Genomic DNA, 14,739 nt, shown 5'->3' on the forward strand with positions numbered 1-14,739 from the left:
GCCGAGCAGCACAGGCAAGCCGGGGGCAGTCGGCGAGCACTGTCTGAGCGCGTAGCGCGAGTTGCGCAGCCGCCCGGCTTGACGAGCAGCGCAGGGAACCCCCGAAGGGGGCGGTGGATGGGGGTTGCCTTCTTTTCTCGCCGCGACCTGTGCGCAGCACAGAGCATCCGGCGGGGACACTCCTTGCGGGTGGGATTACCTTTCTTGGCAAAGCAAGAAAGGTAATCAGCCGCCGGGCTGCCCCCGGCAATTAATCACACTGCAAGCCAGTTGTAGGCCGCGTAGGTTGGGGTGACGCAGGAACCCCGGCATTTCCCCGGTCCTCTCCTGAGGCTACGGTTTGTTGGGGTTCGCAGGCTCACCCCAACCTACGTGGCTATTCTCTGTGTAATCCGCGCCCCAATCCGCCGGGAGTATCCCGTCACGGACATAGCGTTGCAGCGACGAATGCGGCCAGGCAATGGGCGTTTTCGCGTGGCCGTGTTTGACCGGGTTGTAATGGATGTAATCGACGTGCCGGGCGTAATCGTTTTCGTCGCGGATTTGGTGTTCCCAATAGCGTCGTTGCCAGATGCCCCTTTCTCCCTTGGCGATTCGGCTCGAAGCGATGCGCTCGACCTTGGGCAGGGCGCGGGAAAATCCGGCTTTGATCAATGCCCAGCGGGTGGGGTAATCCGTATCGCCGGGCGGCAAGGTCCAGACGGTATGGAGATGTTCCGGCAGGTTCACGATGGCGTCGATATTAAAGGGATGATGTTCGCGGACCAGGCGCAGGCTGGCGCGCAGTTGGTCGATGTGTCCGGTCAGCAGGGATTTCGACCTGTCGGCCAGGTTGACGGTGAAGAAAAACGTGCCGCCTGCTGTGAAGGCGCGGGTGTAATTGCTCATGGCGGCGGGCCAGTGTTGGGGTTCGCGGGCTCACCCCAACCTACCGGGGCATGCGTACCGTTACAGGGTTGAGTGTTCGTCGGCAAAGGAGCCAGCTCGTTTGTTAAAGCCGTTCCATGCTTCAGCCGCAATGTCGGCGTAACGCGCTTCATCCGCCGAAAGAGCCTTGCTCATCCTTCTTTCTTGAATTTCCAGGCTCTCGTCACGCTTTAGCCTGGCGGGGCTCTTACTTACTTGATTTTCTTGGGTAACGCTCATGGAAATACCTCCTGTGCATATGGTATTCACATTGCCATTGTTTGGAAAGCGTGTCTGGGTGACGAAGATCCGTTGTGGCTCGCACTCAAGGTGTGAAAGCAGCAAAAAAAAGGAACAGGATGCGGTCATCCTGTTCCCTGGTCTGCTGCGGTTGCTGCCGCTTGGCTTATTTCTTCGTCGGGCAGGAATTCATCCCCAGCAGCGGATAGAACGGGCACCAGCCCATCAGGCCGGTGGCCAGCGGCACGATGCCGATCAGGCCCCACAGCCACAGGCCGCTTTCATCGCCCAGCACGAAGGTCAGCGCCAGCAGTACCACACCGGCCGTGATGCGCAACACCTTGTCGATTCCACCTACGTTGGCTTTCATTTTTGCTTCTCCTGATTGAATGGATGATGGCGGAATGATAGGCAAGGCAGGGCGGGGTGTATGTGACTTTGGTTACATTGCAATGGCGCGCAAGGCTTCGGGGTCGAGTACCCTGATCTGCTCGCGGCCCAGTTCGAGCATGCCCTGGTCCTGAAAGCTCTTGAGCAGGCGGCTGATGATCTCGCGCACGCTGCCGAGTTCGTCCGCCAGGCCCTGGTGGGTGGCATGGATGACATCGCCTCTGGCCAGCAACAGCGCTGCCAGCCGTTGATCCAGTTTACGGAACGCCACTTCTTCCACCAACTGCATCAGCAGCGCCAGGCGTTCACCGAAAAGGTTGAAAATATAGGCGCGGAAGGGCGGGTGCTGCTCGATCAATTGGGAAAACAGCGCACGCGGCAGCACCACCGCGCTCAGGCTGCCCTCCGCAATGCCGCGCGCGGGGTAGGCGTTCTGGCCCAGCAGGCAGCTGCTGGTGATGATGCAGCTTTCTCCCGGGGCCACGCGGTAAAGCTGCAACTCACGCCCGTTGGCTCCGGCACGGCTGACGCGCACCGAACCCGTCAGCGGCATGGGAAAAGCCTGGCAGGGGCTGCTGGATTCGAACAGCACGGTGCCGGCGGGCGCCTCGATATAGGTGGACTCCCGGTCGAGCCGCCGCTCCAGATCGGCGGGCAGGCCCCGCAGCGACGGAAACAGCGTGAGCAGTTGTTCCTTGATTGCATCATTCATGCCTGGCATTCCTTTTAGCCCAGATAATCCATTCCGATACCCAAACGGCTAATGAGCTATCTGGGTTTAGAGCAGGTTTCAAGTTCATGTTTATACCAGAAAGTGATGAATGCAAGGGGTGAGGCAGCGGGATGCTTGTTCCATGTTTCAGTACTCACTGTCTGATCAATCCCATAAAGAAATTTCATGCAACAAAACCTGAACGATTTTGTCAACTAATTATGTCCGGTTGCACCAGGATGTGGCCGGATGAATCGAGTATCAGAATGAACAATTCAAGGAGGTGCAAAATGTTCGACATCAACCAAATGACAGCCGATGCTGCACGCAGCCGTGGCCCGCAGGGCATGTTGGCGGAGCTGGATGACTGGTCAGTCAGCGGGGCGGAAAAAATTGCCCGTCAGGAGGGCATCACGCTCACCGACGCACATTGGGCAGTGATCCACTTATTGCGCGAAAATTACCGTCACCACGGCCTGGCGCCACACGCGCGGCAATTGCTGTGCGGGCTGGAGGAGCATTTCGGGCGCGAAGGTGGCAGAAAATACCTGTATCAGCTCTTTCCACGCGGCCCGGTTTCACAGGGCTGCCGGATCGCGGGCTTGCCCTTGCCAGCGTATAGCAGCGACCCGTCTTTCGGCAGTGTAGAGTAGGGTTTCAGGTGGGGGTCGGCCTTTCTCGGTGCCTGACTGATCATCCCGGTCTGATTCCGGTAGAATCACGCCTTTTGAGTTCAAGCCATGTGGTTCCGGAACCTTCAGATTTACCGCCTGCGCGATTGCGCCATTACCCCCGACAAACTTGAAGAAGCGCTGGCGGGCCTGGCTTTCCAGCCCTGCGGCAACATGGACATGCAAAGCCGCGGCTGGCTGGCGCCGCGCGGCGAGGGCGGCGCGCTGGTGCATGCACTCAAGTCACAGATGCTGATCGCGCTGGGCGTGGAGCAAAAGCTTCTGCCCTCCGCGATCATCAACCAGTACGCCCAGGAGCGTGCCGAAGAGATCGAGGAGCAGCAGGGCTACAAGCCTGGACGCAAGCAGTTGCGCGAGATCCGCGAACGGGTGGCGGAAGAATTGCTGCCGCGAGCGTTTGCCCGCCGCCGCAAGACCTATGCCTGGATCGACCCGCTTGGCGGCTGGCTGGTGATCGATGCCGCCAGCCCGGCCAAGGCCGACGAACTGGTCGAAACCCTGCTCAAGTGCAGCCCGGACATCACGCCCGCCCTGGTCCGGACCCAGCTATCCCCCATGAGCGCCATGACCGGCTGGCTGGCCGCGATTGCCCCCTCCCCTAACCCTCCCCCGCAAGCGGGAGAGGGGGACGCAGGCTCGCTGCGCGAGGTTAATTTCACCGAGGCACCTGCCGGTTTCAGTATCGACCGCGACTGCGAACTGCTTGCGCCGGGCGAGGAAAAATCGCTGGTGCGCTATGTGCGCCATCCGCTCGAAGCGGACGAAATCCGCGATCATATCGCGTCCGGCAAGCAGGTCACCAAGCTGGCCATGACCTGGAACGACCGCATTTCCTTCGTGCTGAATGAGAATATGCAGGTCAAGCGCCTGTGCTTTCTCGATCTGCTCAAGGAAGAATCCGAACAGCAGGCCGAAACCGCCGATGAACAGTTCGACGCCGATTTCGCGATCATGAGCGGAGAACTGGCGCGCTTTCTGCCCGATCTGGTCGAGGCGCTGGGCGGTGAGGCGGTTGTGGTTTGAGAGGAGCGCGGCTGCCGGCTCAGTGGCCGCCGGTTTCCTGTTCCATTCCCGGGGTGTAAGTGGTCACCCGGTTCCGCCCGCCTTCCTTGCTTGCATAGAGCGCGGTGTCGGCTTCATGAATCAGCGCCTCGTATTTCTCGCTGCGTGAGCGTATTTGCGTGAGTCCCACGCTGATCGTCACCGGAATCTCGACATCCTTGAATTTTATGGGGGCTTGCGCAATGGCCTCGCGCAGCCGCTCTGCCAGAATTTGCGCGCCGTGCAACTCTGTTGCCGCCAGCATGATGCTGAATTCTTCCCCGCCGTAGCGGCCGAAAATATCCGTGCTGCGCAGCATGGGCGTAATGCGGCTAGTGACTTCGCACAGTACTTGATCTCCCGCCAGATGCCCGTAGGTATCGTTCACTTTCTTGAAGTGGTCCAGATCGAACAGAATCAGGGAGAAAATGCCGCCATAACGCTTGCAGCGGCCGAACTCGCTGTCCAGATGCTGCTCGAGATAACGGCGGTTGAAAATGCCGGTCAATCCATCCCGGCTGCTGCTTTCTTCCAGGGCGGCCATCGTCTGTTTCAGCATTGTCTGCGAGATGCCGGTGTCGGTGGCGTCGAACAGGGTCACGCACACCGCCTCAACCTCGCCCTGTTCATTTTTCACCGGCAGGAAGGTGCAGTTCTGGTACATGAAATCGACGCCGCCCGTAATGGGACGGTTATGCGGGAAGCGGAACAGGTAGGGTCTTTGTTCCCAGGAAGTGAAAGCAAAATTCTTCAGGATAAAAACACTGTCTATTTTTTTCTTGAGCCAGTTTTTTGGCAACTCGGGAAAAGATTCGAACAGGTTTCGGCCCACCACGTCCGCAGCGCTTTGGCCGCTGTGGTTGGCCATGAAGTTGTTCCACAGGGTGACTTCCATCTCCCTGTTGATAACAAATATGCCTACGTCCACCCATTTGACAATGAAGCCGGGAAGACCGTGAGTGTCTGTCGATTCGGGCATGTGCTCGCTGCTGGAGGTCAGAAGGATTCGATGAAGGCGTCGATGACGCCACGCATGCGCTCGATTGCTTCTTCGGGCATCAGCATGACCAGGTGAGCGGTGAATTTTCGCTCTTCCAGGCGGAAGTTGACTTCCATCAGCAATGCGTGCGACCAGCTCAATTTTTCCGGCATCAGCAGCGTCTCGACCGGGATTTTTTCGCCAATCAGGGAGGGCGCCGAAAAGCTGAGCTCAGTGCGCAACTGCTCGGCAATGCCGCACAGGCAGGCGCCTACCAGGACGTTGCTGACATCGAGCAGCAATTCCTGCTCGGCGGCGCGGTCCAGTTCGTCGTCGTAGCCCATCAGGTCGGCCAGATCGTTGCAGCCATCCTGGCCGTAAATGACCAGCACCTCGCCGCGCAGATAGCCGTTGAAGGATTGCCGGGCGGCCGTCACCTCGGCATTCCTGCCGATCAGTTCATTCATGGAATTGGCGACTTCCTCCACTCCCACGATATTGATGCGAGGGATGGAGAGGGTGACGAAAGTGTCGAGAATCGCCGCCAGCGAAGCGCCGGCCTGGCCCATCGCCACGTTGGTGATTTCCTGCAGGGCGTCGCGCTGGTCAGCGCTTAGCGGAGTCAAAGTCATAAAATCCATAATCCTTGAGAACCGACTCGATTACTTCGGGGCTGACCGGCTTCTTCACAAAGGCAATCGCACCAAGCGATTTCACCCTTTGCTGGGCAATTGGCTGAATATCGGCCGACACAACAATCACGAGGCTGTTCATGTCTTCCTGGCGCAGGGTTTCCAGAACCTGGTAGCCATCCATGATGGGCATGGTCAGGTCGAGAAACATGATCTCCGCTTTTCCTGCCCGGTAGGCTTCCACCGCTTCCACGCCATTGCTGGCCTGGGTGATTTCCATCTCCCAGTGCGCGGGCAGGGACTTGATCAGCATCTTGCGGGCCATCGCCGAGTCATCAACAACAAGTACAGAAACAGGCATAGAACTCAAGGCTCAAAAAATTGGTTGATGTGGCATCAGGGGGCATTGGCGTCACCCCCAAAAACCCTGGTTTGTGCAAGTGCATTCTTTTAACTGCAACGGATTTCGCGTCACGGCGCAAATTTAATTGATGGACATAGCAGAACTAATTATCACACAAATCCGGGTCCGGTGAAAACAAGCGGATGCCGGTATCCGCTTGATGCCAGCTCCTTGTGCTTCGGTATTTTTGCGCAATTCCCTCTCCCCCCGTACCAGGCAAAACGGCTATGATGTTCCTGCCGTACACGAGTTGCATGGCAAACTGCCGATTTGGCGTGTGCCGCCTCATCGCGGGAACAGGCTATTTAGCCTGCCGTAACCAGGGTATCCAAATCCATGATTGAATTCTCAGAACAGGAACGCGCCGCGCTCGAGCAGTGGCTGGCATCCCCCGTTTTTAATAACAAGGCCCTGGGCGTGATCCAGTTGCAGGGCTTCTTTTGTGCCGTGATCAGCGCCCCTGACACCATTCCCGCCAGCCGCTGGATGCCGGATGCGCTGGGCAGCGAACTGGCCTATGAATCGCTGGAACAGGCTCAGGAGTTCATGGATTTGCTGACCCGCTTTTACACTAGCGTGTCCACTGCGCTGGCGGATGGGCAGGCGCCCGGATTTATCCTGAAGCCGCAGGCGACCCCGGATCAGGCGCCGGATTACCCCGCCTGGTGCGATGGCTATATCCTCGGCTGGGGCTTGTCCACGGAAGAGTGGCTGCAGCCGGGCAACGAGGTGCTGAAAAAGCTGACTTTCCCCATCCTGCTGCTATCCGGCGCCTTCAAGGAAGATGCCGAGCGCAATGGCGGGGAATTCATGCCGGACGAGGAATATGCGAAATTGCAGCAGGAGTGCATGGATGTGCTTCCCGGCGCCGTGGCCGGGATTTACAATTTCTGGCATGCACGGAGCAAAAATGCGCCGGTGAAGCGCGATACCCCCAAGGTGGGGCGCAACGAGTCCTGCCCCTGCGGCAGCGGCAAGAAATTCAAGCAGTGCTGCGGAGCGGAAAGGACACTGCATTGATCAAAAGCATCAACCAGCGCATCGCCGAAGAGCTCGGCGCGCGCGAAGCCCAGGTGGCCGCCGCGGTGGCCTTGCTTGACGAAGGTTCCACCGTGCCCTTCATCTCGCGTTACCGCAAGGAGGCGACCGGGGGCCTCGATGATACCCAGTTGCGCAATCTCGACGAACGCCTGCGCTACCTGCGCGAGCTGGAGGAACGGCGCGCGGCCATCCTCGCCAGCATCACCGGGCAGGGCAAGCTGACGCCCGAACTGGAAAACGCCGTTAGCAGCGCGGAAAGCAAGGTCGCGCTGGAAGACCTGTATCTGCCCTACATGCAGAAGCGCCGCACCAAGGCGCAGATCGCCCGCGAGGCGGGGCTTGAGCCGCTGGCCCTGGGCCTGCTGGAAAACCCCGCGCTGGCGCCTGAAGCGGCCGCCGCGACTTACCTCAACCCCGAACTGGGCGTGCCGGACGTCAAGGCCGCGCTCGACGGGGCGCGCCACATCCTGATGGAAAAATTCGCCGAGGATGCGGAACTGCTGGGCCGCCTGCGCGAGTCGCTGTGGCAGGAAGGCATGCTGACCTCCGTGCTGGAGGAAGGGCAGGCCGAGGCGGGGGCCAAGTTCTCCGACTATTACGAGCACCGCGAGCCGGTCAGAAGCGCGCCTTCGCACCGCGCCCTGGCCCTGCTGCGGGGGCGCAACGAAGGCGTGCTGCGCCTCTCGCTGGTGGTGGGGGAAGAAGACCCGGCATCGCCGCGCAGCGCGCCCCACCCCTACGAGGCAGTGATTGCCCGGCGCTTCGGCATCGCCGCCCAGGGCCGCGCCGCCGACCGCTGGCTGGCGGACACCGTGCGCTTCGCCTGGAAGGTCAAGATCTACCCCCATCTCGAACTGGAACTGATTACGCGCCTGCGCGAACGCGCCGAGGCTGAGGCGATCCAGGTCTTCGCCCGCAACCTGCACGACCTCCTGCTGGCCGCGCCGGCCGGGCACAAGGCGGTGCTCGGGCTCGATCCCGGCATCCGCACCGGGGTCAAGGTGGCGCTGGTGGACGGCACCGGCCTGCTGCTGGAAACCGCCACCATCTACCCCCACGAGCCGCGCCGCGAGTGGGACAAATCCATCGCCATCCTCGCCGCGCTGGCCAAAAAGCATGGCGCGGAACTGGTCAGCATCGGCAACGGCACGGCCTCGCGCGAAACCGACCGCCTCGCCGCCGAGCTGATGCAGCGCCATCCCGAATTGAAATTGCAGAAAATCGTGGTGAGCGAGGCTGGCGCCTCGGTGTATTCCGCTTCCGAGCGCGCCGCAAGGGAGTTCCCGGAGCTGGACGTGTCGCTGCGCGGCGCGGTGTCGATTGCCCGGCGCCTGCAGGACCCGCTCGCCGAGCTGGTGAAAATCGACCCCAAGGCGATTGGCGTCGGGCAGTACCAGCACGACGTCAACCCGTCCGACCTGGCGCGCGCCCTGGATGCCGTGGTCGAGGATTGCGTCAACAAGGTGGGCGTCGATCTCAACACCGCTTCCGAGCCCCTGCTGGAGCAAGTTTCCGGCCTGAGTCCAACGCTGGCGCGCAACATCGTCGAATTCCGCAACACGAATGGCGCATTCAAAAGCCGAGCGGCCTTGAAAAAAGTGCCGCGCCTGGGTGAAAAGGCCTTCGAGCAGGCCGCCGGTTTCCTGCGCATCAGCAACGGCGACAACCTGCTCGATGCCTCGGGCGTGCACCCCGAGGCCTATCCGCTGGTGCAGAAAATACTGGATGCCAGCGGGCGCGAGATGCGGCAGCTCGTCGGCGACAGTGCCTTCCTCAAAAGCCTGGACCCGCGCCGCTTCATCGACGATAAATTCGGCCTGCCCACGGTGACGGACATCCTGGCCGAACTGGAAAAACCCGGCCGCGACCCGCGCCCCGAGTTCAGGACCGCGACCTTCCGCGAGGGCATCGAGTCGCTCAAGGACCTGCTACCCGGCATGCTGCTGGAAGGCGTGGTGACCAACGTCACCAACTTCGGCGCTTTCGTCGACATCGGCGTGCACCAGGATGGCCTGGTGCATATTTCCGCCCTGGCCGACAAGTTCGTCAAGGACCCGCACAGCGTGGTCAAGGCCGGCCAGGTGGTGAAGGTCAAGGTGCTGGAAGTGGACGAAAAGCGCCGCCGCGTCGCGCTCACCATGCGCATGGGGGATGAACCGGGGCAGGCGGCAGTGCGTGAAGAGAAGCGGCCTGCCAGCCCCAGACCGGCGCCTCGCCCGCAGCAGCCCGGCAAACCTCAGTCGCAACAATCCGATGGCGCGATGGCGGCGGCATTTGCCAAGCTGAAAACGCGTTGAATTGAATTGGCGGGGGAATGGCGCTGGTGCGCCATTGAAGCGCCATAGGCGGAGCGGAAAGTCTCAGCGAATGAATGTCGGTTTCAGCCAGGAACTGACATTCATCGAAGCTTGGTCGTCGTCGGCAAATCGGCCTGAACTGCCGGTGGTGCCTAGATGGATCAACGACCGGTGTGGTGACTTCTCCAGCCATTTGAATTGCGACTTCGTGCACTCAATCTGTTGAAACCAGTTAGGCCGCAGCTTAGCAAAGCAGTGTAAGTTTGGCCTGCGCAACATCCCATGATTTTCTCCAGTCAAGCTTGCGTTGTGGCATGTCATTTACCTTCATGATGATGCCCGTCAAATCACATGATGCCAACCCGCCCTGGAATTCAATCATCTGGCGATAGCAGTGTACTAGGTCGTTCAGCGATCCAAGGGAGCTGCGGCTGTCTGTCTTTGCGTAGACGCCTGACTCATAGTGTGCGAAAGCCCTGTCTATGGCGGCACTTGGCAGCCCCCGCATTTCAAGCAACTGCTGAAGGCCGGCGAGCATCATGTTGGGCAAGCTTTGGACTGTGACGGGCTTCTTGCCTTGGAATAGGGTGAAAGAGAGTAATGTTGATTCGCTCATGAAAATATAAATCTTTCGCCTGTCAGCTTCGAAGCGATTGACGTACCAGTTGCCAAGGGGGGCGTCTGTCGCTCCCGCATTGGCTAGGTTTTCCTTGCGCAGGCCGACAACCTTCTGGACTTCAGCCGTACACTTCAAATACAGCATAGTTTAAGCAATCAAACGAATAGCGTTTATCTGCCGCCCGGCAATATTTTCTAATCTTCATCCTGAATGGGCTACGGGCTAACTTCGTTGGTCCAAAAAATCAAAGGGCGGAACCAGAGGGGATTGTAAGGTTTTGAAGTGCTGCGTCAATCGTAAAGATGGTGAGTCCAGGATTGCTATTCGAGTAGCGCCAATATTGGCAGAGAGCTGTCATTAGACAGGCTTTGGCAATCCATGACCTTCGCCGATCCGCCCGTTTTTCCCATCGTCGAACTTTGGAAACCGCAGTCCATGCCATTTGCAGCCATTCGGCATGCATGGGGAGTATTCTTAATGTTGGCACAAAGTGAAGTCACATCATCAAGCCCCCTGTCTGCATCTAGTATTGCAATGCAATTATTATGGCATTAATCCTAATATATGCACCATAATAATGGCACATTATCATTTGCGCTTAACAAGTAAAATGCTATTATTCTTTCATGATTTAAAAATTAATGCTGGAATAATTACACTATGGCTAAGAAGACTGCTCCGCTGTTGCCCGCGACAAACAAGCTGATAATCGAACTTGGCGAAAGGTTGCGCCTTGCCCGACTACGGCGAAAGCTCACGGCCAAGCAAGTCGCGGAACGGGCTGGCATGTCCCAAATGACTCTTCGCGCCCTAGAACGGGGTGGCTCGGGGGTTACGATAGGGGCTTATCTTTCCGTTCTACAGGTGCTTGGCTTGGAGAAAGACATTGCCCAAATTGCTCAGGCAGATGACATGGGCCGGAAATTGCAAGATTCAGTTCTCTTGAATCGGCATATATCTTCTCGGGCAACATTGCCTCCGAAGATCAATAAATCTCACGCGGTAACAAGCTTGAGCAAAATCTCTCCCCCACAGGTTCCCGGCCAGAGCAAGCCGTTGGTGGTCCAATCGCAGTCAAGCCCTACAGTTCATGTAACGTCGAAACTATCTGCTCTGATCGTGAAGCCCAAGAAAGTTGGTAAGAAGCAATCTGATGAGGATAAAAAGGGATGACCCGTATAGCCGTTTATGCTGACTGGGACGGCCTTGCAACCCCTCGACGCTTGGGTTTTATTCATGCTCGGCGTGGTGCCGGAGGGGAGCTTTTCGAGTTCGAATATGACATCGGGGCGCTGACTGATCCGCAACTGAATATGATTCAATTGGATCCGCGGATCGGCCTCTTTGCAGGCCCCCAGTATCCCGAACAAGGGCGGACAACTTTCGGGATGTTGGCAGACGCGAGTCCTGACCGTTGGGGACGCATGCTCATGAAACGACGGTTGGAACGCGAAAAGCGAACTGGCAATGCCGCCCAGAATGCCAGGCTATTCGAATCTGATTTTCTTCTCGGTGTGCACGACTCCTATCGCGCCGGAGCCCTGCGCTTTAAGCTTAATGACCAAGGCCCGTTTCTCGACAACCACGATGGTATGGCCGCGCCACCCATGGTCTGGTTGCGCGAACTGGAACATGCGAGCCGGTCTCTGGAACAGGACGAAGACAATACCGCCGCGCATGGCAACGATTGGTTGCGAATGCTGCTCGCACCCGGAGGCTCTCTCGGTGGAGCCCGCCCTAAGGCTAGTGTGGTTGACCATGAAGGGCAGCTTTGGATAGCCAAGTTCCCAAGCGTTCGCGATACGCATGACGTGGGCGCTTGGGAGCTAGTCGTAAATTCACTGGCAGACGCATGCGAGCTTCGGGTTGCTAGCGGAACAGCAGCTAAATATGCAAGCTTACACCACTGCTTCATGGTCAAACGCTTTGACCGCACAAACACCGGCAACCGGCTTCACTTCGCATCCGCCATGACCCTCACCGGTCATACCGATGGCGAAGATGCCTCTACCGGTGTCAGCTATCTGGAATTGGCAGAGGTTCTTATAACCCGGGGCGCAAACACCAACGCCGATCTACGCGAACTATGGAGCCGCATTGTCTTCAATATGCTGGTATCCAATACCGACGATCACTTACGCAACCACGGATTCATTCTAGAACCAGGACGGGGCTGGCATCTTTCCGATGCCTACGATATGAATCCGGATAAATACGGCCAAGGTCTCAAGTTGAACGTCAACGAAAACGACAATGCACTTGATCTTGAACTGGCGCGCTCAGTCGCGAGTTATTTCAGAGTATCAAATAATGATGCAAACGAAATTATTGAGAATTTCCAAGGGATAGTTAGCCAATGGCCGATAATTGCCAGTGAGTTGGGCATTTCTCAGCAAGAGCAGGAGGACATCGGCGTAGCCTTTAGACTCGCGGCAACATGACTTTGCTTTTTTTCAGGGTTGCTTGCAACCAAAGATGGGGGTCTGCTTCGGGTTGGGAGTACGCATTGGCTGAGATAAAAGGCTGCCAGTCACCGTCACATTCTGATTAGTGGCTGGTAAGCGCCGTATTGCAGACCAAGTTGGCATAGATAAAGGTGGCAGTTTTGCCCGGCTCGACAAAATGTTTAATGGCGAGCCCCGGCAAATGCTGGAAACCTTCAAGAATCCATCTGGCAACAAACCGCAGCTTGATTTGTTTTGGCTTAAAGCATAAAGTAAGGATTCCTTACTTAGTCATGTTGGAGAAATGCCATGCTCGCTAAAATGACCTCCAAGAACCAACTTACTCTGCCCAAGAGCATTACCGCTGCGGTTGGCCCTGCGGAATATTTCGATGTGGAAGCCTGCAATGGGCAGATTGTGCTCACCCCGGTGCGCATACAGCGTGGCGACGCCGTGCGTGCCAAACTCGCCGAGCTGAACTTGAACGAACAGGATATCGCCGATGCGGTTGACTGGGCACGTCAATCGTCTGAATCTAAAAAGCCCGCAAACTAATGCCGCGTTCAAAACGCATCCCTCGCGTAGTGATCGATACCAATTTGGTGTTGTCCGCGCTGGTATTTGCACAAGGGCGGCTAACGCCACTGCACCTGGCATGGCAAGGCGCGCAGTGTCAGCCGCTGTTATCGAGCGTTACAGCCGCAGAACTGATACGTGTGCTGGCCTATCCAAAATTCAAACTCACTACCGCAGACCAGCAAGAGCTGCTTGCCGACTACCTGCCCTACTGCACCACGGTGCGCATGCCCCTCCAGCCACCCGCAACGCCTGACTGCCGCGACAAGTTCGACTTGCCGTTTCTGCAACTCGCAATTGCCGGCAAGGCAGATTATCTGGTGACGGGCGATCAGGACTTGCTGGCCCTCGCCGGCCAGTTTGTCTGCCCCATCATTACCGCCGATCAATTCATGAAAACGCTCAATAAATGACCACCCACGACATCGCCGGCAAACTCTGGAATCTTTGAAGCGAGCTTCCTTGGCCAAGTAAGCGATAGGGGTCAGCATCGCAATGGTTTTGAGCAACGACTGGTTTGGGTCGGGAGCTGACTTAGTTCGTAGATCTTTCCGATGACCGCAAAGGCCGATGAACTGCCGGCTGAAAAATTTCCGTGGCTGGCGGCAAGTGGCACGCGGCAAGCAGGTCAATGTTCCACACTCAACAGCACTTGCCCGGGTGTCCGTTCCACGTCTACGCCGTTCTCTGTGGTGATATAGCTTAGATAACAGTGAGGCATGGGGTTGGTCAGTACAGCGGAGTTCAGGATCGCATATACAAACCCCTCGCACCTTGCTGAGATTGTCACAAGGCCGGGATGGCCTTCACGGTGCAGTCTTCCGCCTACTTGGTGTGTTAGCGTGTGGTTCTCCTTGTCGACAAGCATCGGGTACTTGCTTGCCGCATTGCGCAGATCGATAAGAGCCGCGTCACAACGCACAAGATGCACACGGCGTTCAATGCGGATACCTGGCTCGATGAATCCAGCATCATCCAGTAATCCATGGCGCCAATGGTGAGCAGTTTCGTAGATGGTCGTTTCGACTGAATCCGCGCCGTACCAGACACCAAACGACCCGTCGGAAAACCGGCTACTTGTCCACCGCCTGAAAGGGAAGCCGATTGCTTCATCCCAGGCAGCCTCCTCGAATGGGCGATGTATGACTGGGGTGTGTGAAATGTAGGTGGCAGGCTTGGCTTGAAACTCCAAATCGATAGCAGCCTGCCAGTCTTCCGGCCTGTCGCTCAAATCATCGAACAGATTTTCTGATACGCGAAGCGACACGATATTGCGATAGAGATCGCCGTGCGTATCTGCAAGTTTCAACCGATCGAAAATTCCGTCAGTCGTCACTGTCCGCGCATCCTGTCCAGATAGCTGCGCACCATGAGCAACCCGGCGAAGCCGAACGTGCCGATTACCTCGACGGGGGATGCACCCTCGAAAGCCTTGTTCCGGGTGCTCATCCACTTGTACGCCAAATCCCGGTTATGCGGGAACAGTAAGCGCAGGTTTTTGTGGATTGCCAGAAGATGTCCGGCGCGCTCGGTAGCGTCGCGGCTTGTTGCTATAGGCGCGCCTTTGCGATACCGAGACAACGCCCCGCGATTATCGCGAGCCAGCCCCAGCAAGTCCAACTGCGCTTCTGTGCTGAGCGCCCAATGCTCAAAGAGCTGCATCAGCATTTGCGCGATTGCGCCACGGTCCGGGGTGCCAGATACTTCTGTTGTTTGCGCGTTTGTCATTTAGTTTGCCTCCTGTACGTGATAAGTGTAACAAAAAAA

Annotated in this window: 19 protein-coding genes; 9 read left to right on the top strand and 10 right to left on the bottom strand. The window is 57.7% G+C overall.

What is annotated here, in order from left to right; translation table 11 throughout:
- Positions 1 to 333: 333 nt before the first annotated feature.
- From WC392_14685 to WC392_14700, 4 genes are all read right to left on the bottom strand, one after another.
- A complete protein-coding gene (locus WC392_14685; GenBank protein ID MFA5243611.1) occupies positions 334 to 888 on the bottom strand; it encodes a transposase in 555 nt (184 codons plus the stop codon).
- A 60-nt stretch (positions 889 to 948) separates the two neighbouring features.
- Positions 949 to 1,146 carry a hypothetical protein gene (locus tag WC392_14690; GenBank protein ID MFA5243612.1) on the bottom strand — a complete coding sequence of 66 codons (198 nt, stop codon included), beginning with the start codon at positions 1,144 to 1,146 and terminating at the stop codon, positions 949 to 951.
- A 166-nt stretch (positions 1,147 to 1,312) separates the two neighbouring features.
- A complete protein-coding gene (locus WC392_14695) occupies positions 1,313 to 1,516 on the bottom strand; it encodes a DUF2892 domain-containing protein (protein MFA5243613.1) in 204 nt (67 codons plus the stop codon).
- A gap of 72 nt (positions 1,517 to 1,588) precedes the next feature.
- Complete coding sequence (locus WC392_14700; GenBank protein MFA5243614.1) at positions 1,589 to 2,248, bottom strand: Crp/Fnr family transcriptional regulator; 660 nt, start codon at positions 2,246 to 2,248, stop codon at positions 1,589 to 1,591.
- Positions 2,249 to 2,538: 290 nt separating this feature from the next.
- Here WC392_14700 and WC392_14705 point away from each other — a divergent pair, with 290 nt between their 5' ends.
- Both WC392_14705 and WC392_14710 read left to right on the top strand, forming a co-directional pair.
- A complete protein-coding gene (locus WC392_14705) occupies positions 2,539 to 2,901 on the top strand; it encodes a TusE/DsrC/DsvC family sulfur relay protein (GenBank protein MFA5243615.1) in 363 nt (120 codons plus the stop codon).
- An 87-nt stretch (positions 2,902 to 2,988) separates the two neighbouring features.
- Positions 2,989 to 3,963, top strand: coding sequence for a recombination-associated protein RdgC (locus WC392_14710; protein ID MFA5243616.1), 975 nt, complete (start codon positions 2,989 to 2,991; stop codon positions 3,961 to 3,963).
- A 19-nt stretch (positions 3,964 to 3,982) separates the two neighbouring features.
- On the opposite strand, the gene WC392_14715 is transcribed toward WC392_14710, so the two are convergent.
- From WC392_14715 to WC392_14725, 3 genes are read right to left on the bottom strand one after another with little or no spacing between them, the layout of a single operon-like run.
- Positions 3,983 to 4,960, bottom strand: a complete 978-nt coding sequence (locus WC392_14715) for a diguanylate cyclase (protein ID MFA5243617.1) — start codon at positions 4,958 to 4,960, stop codon at positions 3,983 to 3,985.
- 17 nt (positions 4,961 to 4,977) lie between these two features.
- A complete protein-coding gene (locus tag WC392_14720; GenBank protein ID MFA5243618.1) occupies positions 4,978 to 5,592 on the bottom strand; it encodes a chemotaxis protein CheC in 615 nt (204 codons plus the stop codon).
- Positions 5,567 to 5,953, bottom strand: a complete 387-nt coding sequence (locus WC392_14725) for a response regulator (protein ID MFA5243619.1) — start codon at positions 5,951 to 5,953, stop codon at positions 5,567 to 5,569. Before WC392_14725 ends, WC392_14720 begins: the two co-directional genes overlap by 26 nt.
- A gap of 378 nt (positions 5,954 to 6,331) precedes the next feature.
- Here WC392_14725 and WC392_14730 point away from each other — a divergent pair, with 378 nt between their 5' ends.
- Positions 6,332 to 7,015, top strand: a complete 684-nt coding sequence (locus tag WC392_14730) for a UPF0149 family protein (GenBank protein ID MFA5243620.1) — start codon at positions 6,332 to 6,334, stop codon at positions 7,013 to 7,015.
- Positions 7,012 to 9,333 (top strand): Tex family protein, encoded by a 2,322-nt coding sequence (locus WC392_14735; protein MFA5243621.1) that lies wholly within the window; start codon positions 7,012 to 7,014, stop codon positions 9,331 to 9,333. The genes WC392_14730 and WC392_14735 overlap by 4 nt, the downstream gene beginning before the upstream one ends.
- A gap of 244 nt (positions 9,334 to 9,577) precedes the next feature.
- On the opposite strand, the gene WC392_14740 is transcribed toward WC392_14735, so the two are convergent.
- Positions 9,578 to 10,096, bottom strand: a complete 519-nt coding sequence (locus tag WC392_14740) for a hypothetical protein (protein ID MFA5243622.1) — start codon at positions 10,094 to 10,096, stop codon at positions 9,578 to 9,580.
- A 516-nt stretch (positions 10,097 to 10,612) separates the two neighbouring features.
- On the opposite strand from WC392_14740, the gene WC392_14745 reads away from it, so the two are divergent.
- From WC392_14745 to WC392_14765, 5 genes are all read left to right on the top strand, one after another.
- Positions 10,613 to 11,125 carry a helix-turn-helix transcriptional regulator gene (locus WC392_14745; protein ID MFA5243623.1) on the top strand — a complete coding sequence of 171 codons (513 nt, stop codon included), beginning with the start codon at positions 10,613 to 10,615 and terminating at the stop codon, positions 11,123 to 11,125.
- Positions 11,122 to 12,393 carry a HipA domain-containing protein gene (locus tag WC392_14750; protein MFA5243624.1) on the top strand — a complete coding sequence of 424 codons (1,272 nt, stop codon included), beginning with the start codon at positions 11,122 to 11,124 and terminating at the stop codon, positions 12,391 to 12,393. The genes WC392_14745 and WC392_14750 overlap by 4 nt, the downstream gene beginning before the upstream one ends.
- Before the next feature lie 109 nt (positions 12,394 to 12,502).
- Positions 12,503 to 12,667 carry a hypothetical protein gene (locus WC392_14755; GenBank protein MFA5243625.1) on the top strand — a complete coding sequence of 55 codons (165 nt, stop codon included), beginning with the start codon at positions 12,503 to 12,505 and terminating at the stop codon, positions 12,665 to 12,667.
- A 38-nt stretch (positions 12,668 to 12,705) separates the two neighbouring features.
- Positions 12,706 to 12,951: an AbrB/MazE/SpoVT family DNA-binding domain-containing protein gene (locus WC392_14760; GenBank protein MFA5243626.1), complete on the top strand. Its 246-nt coding sequence runs from the start codon at positions 12,706 to 12,708 to the stop codon at positions 12,949 to 12,951.
- Positions 12,951 to 13,385 carry a putative toxin-antitoxin system toxin component, PIN family gene (locus WC392_14765; protein MFA5243627.1) on the top strand — a complete coding sequence of 145 codons (435 nt, stop codon included), beginning with the start codon at positions 12,951 to 12,953 and terminating at the stop codon, positions 13,383 to 13,385. Before WC392_14760 ends, WC392_14765 begins: the two co-directional genes overlap by 1 nt.
- Before the next feature lie 215 nt (positions 13,386 to 13,600).
- Here WC392_14765 and WC392_14770 read toward each other — a convergent pair whose 3' ends face one another.
- Both WC392_14770 and WC392_14775 read right to left on the bottom strand, forming a co-directional pair.
- Complete coding sequence (locus tag WC392_14770) at positions 13,601 to 14,308, bottom strand: RES family NAD+ phosphorylase (protein MFA5243628.1); 708 nt, start codon at positions 14,306 to 14,308, stop codon at positions 13,601 to 13,603.
- Entirely contained in the window at positions 14,305 to 14,700 is a 396-nt protein-coding gene (locus WC392_14775; protein ID MFA5243629.1) for an MbcA/ParS/Xre antitoxin family protein, read from the bottom strand. The genes WC392_14770 and WC392_14775 overlap by 4 nt, the downstream gene beginning before the upstream one ends.
- Between the last annotated feature and the right edge of the window lie 39 nt (positions 14,701 to 14,739).

It is taken from the genome of Sulfuricella sp., assembly GCA_041651995.1.
GTDB lineage: Bacteria > Pseudomonadota > Gammaproteobacteria > Burkholderiales > Sulfuricellaceae > Sulfurimicrobium.

Excerpts from the sequence above, each read along its gene's own strand:
- WC392_14715 (MFA5243617.1), bottom strand. The coding sequence starts at position 4,960 with ATGCCCGAATCGACAGACACTCACGGTCTTCCCGGCTTCATTGTCAAA.
- WC392_14775 (MFA5243629.1), bottom strand. The coding sequence starts at position 14,700 with ATGACAAACGCGCAAACAACAGAAGTATCTGGCACCCCGGACCGTGGC.
- WC392_14690 (MFA5243612.1), bottom strand. The coding sequence starts at position 1,146 with ATGAGCGTTACCCAAGAAAATCAAGTAAGTAAGAGCCCCGCCAGGCTA.
- WC392_14725 (MFA5243619.1), bottom strand. The coding sequence starts at position 5,953 with ATGCCTGTTTCTGTACTTGTTGTTGATGACTCGGCGATGGCCCGCAAG.
- WC392_14685 (MFA5243611.1), bottom strand. The coding sequence starts at position 888 with ATGAGCAATTACACCCGCGCCTTCACAGCAGGCGGCACGTTTTTCTTC.
- WC392_14705 (MFA5243615.1), top strand. The coding sequence starts at position 2,539 with ATGTTCGACATCAACCAAATGACAGCCGATGCTGCACGCAGCCGTGGC.
- WC392_14710 (MFA5243616.1), top strand. The coding sequence starts at position 2,989 with ATGTGGTTCCGGAACCTTCAGATTTACCGCCTGCGCGATTGCGCCATT.
- WC392_14760 (MFA5243626.1), top strand. The coding sequence starts at position 12,706 with ATGCTCGCTAAAATGACCTCCAAGAACCAACTTACTCTGCCCAAGAGC.
- WC392_14700 (MFA5243614.1), bottom strand. The coding sequence starts at position 2,248 with ATGAATGATGCAATCAAGGAACAACTGCTCACGCTGTTTCCGTCGCTG.
- WC392_14730 (MFA5243620.1), top strand. The coding sequence starts at position 6,332 with ATGATTGAATTCTCAGAACAGGAACGCGCCGCGCTCGAGCAGTGGCTG.
- WC392_14740 (MFA5243622.1), bottom strand. The coding sequence starts at position 10,096 with ATGCTGTATTTGAAGTGTACGGCTGAAGTCCAGAAGGTTGTCGGCCTG.
- WC392_14695 (MFA5243613.1), bottom strand. The coding sequence starts at position 1,516 with ATGAAAGCCAACGTAGGTGGAATCGACAAGGTGTTGCGCATCACGGCC.
- WC392_14745 (MFA5243623.1), top strand. The coding sequence starts at position 10,613 with ATGGCTAAGAAGACTGCTCCGCTGTTGCCCGCGACAAACAAGCTGATA.
- WC392_14765 (MFA5243627.1), top strand. The coding sequence starts at position 12,951 with ATGCCGCGTTCAAAACGCATCCCTCGCGTAGTGATCGATACCAATTTG.
- WC392_14720 (MFA5243618.1), bottom strand. The coding sequence starts at position 5,592 with ATGACTTTGACTCCGCTAAGCGCTGACCAGCGCGACGCCCTGCAGGAA.
- WC392_14750 (MFA5243624.1), top strand. The coding sequence starts at position 11,122 with ATGACCCGTATAGCCGTTTATGCTGACTGGGACGGCCTTGCAACCCCT.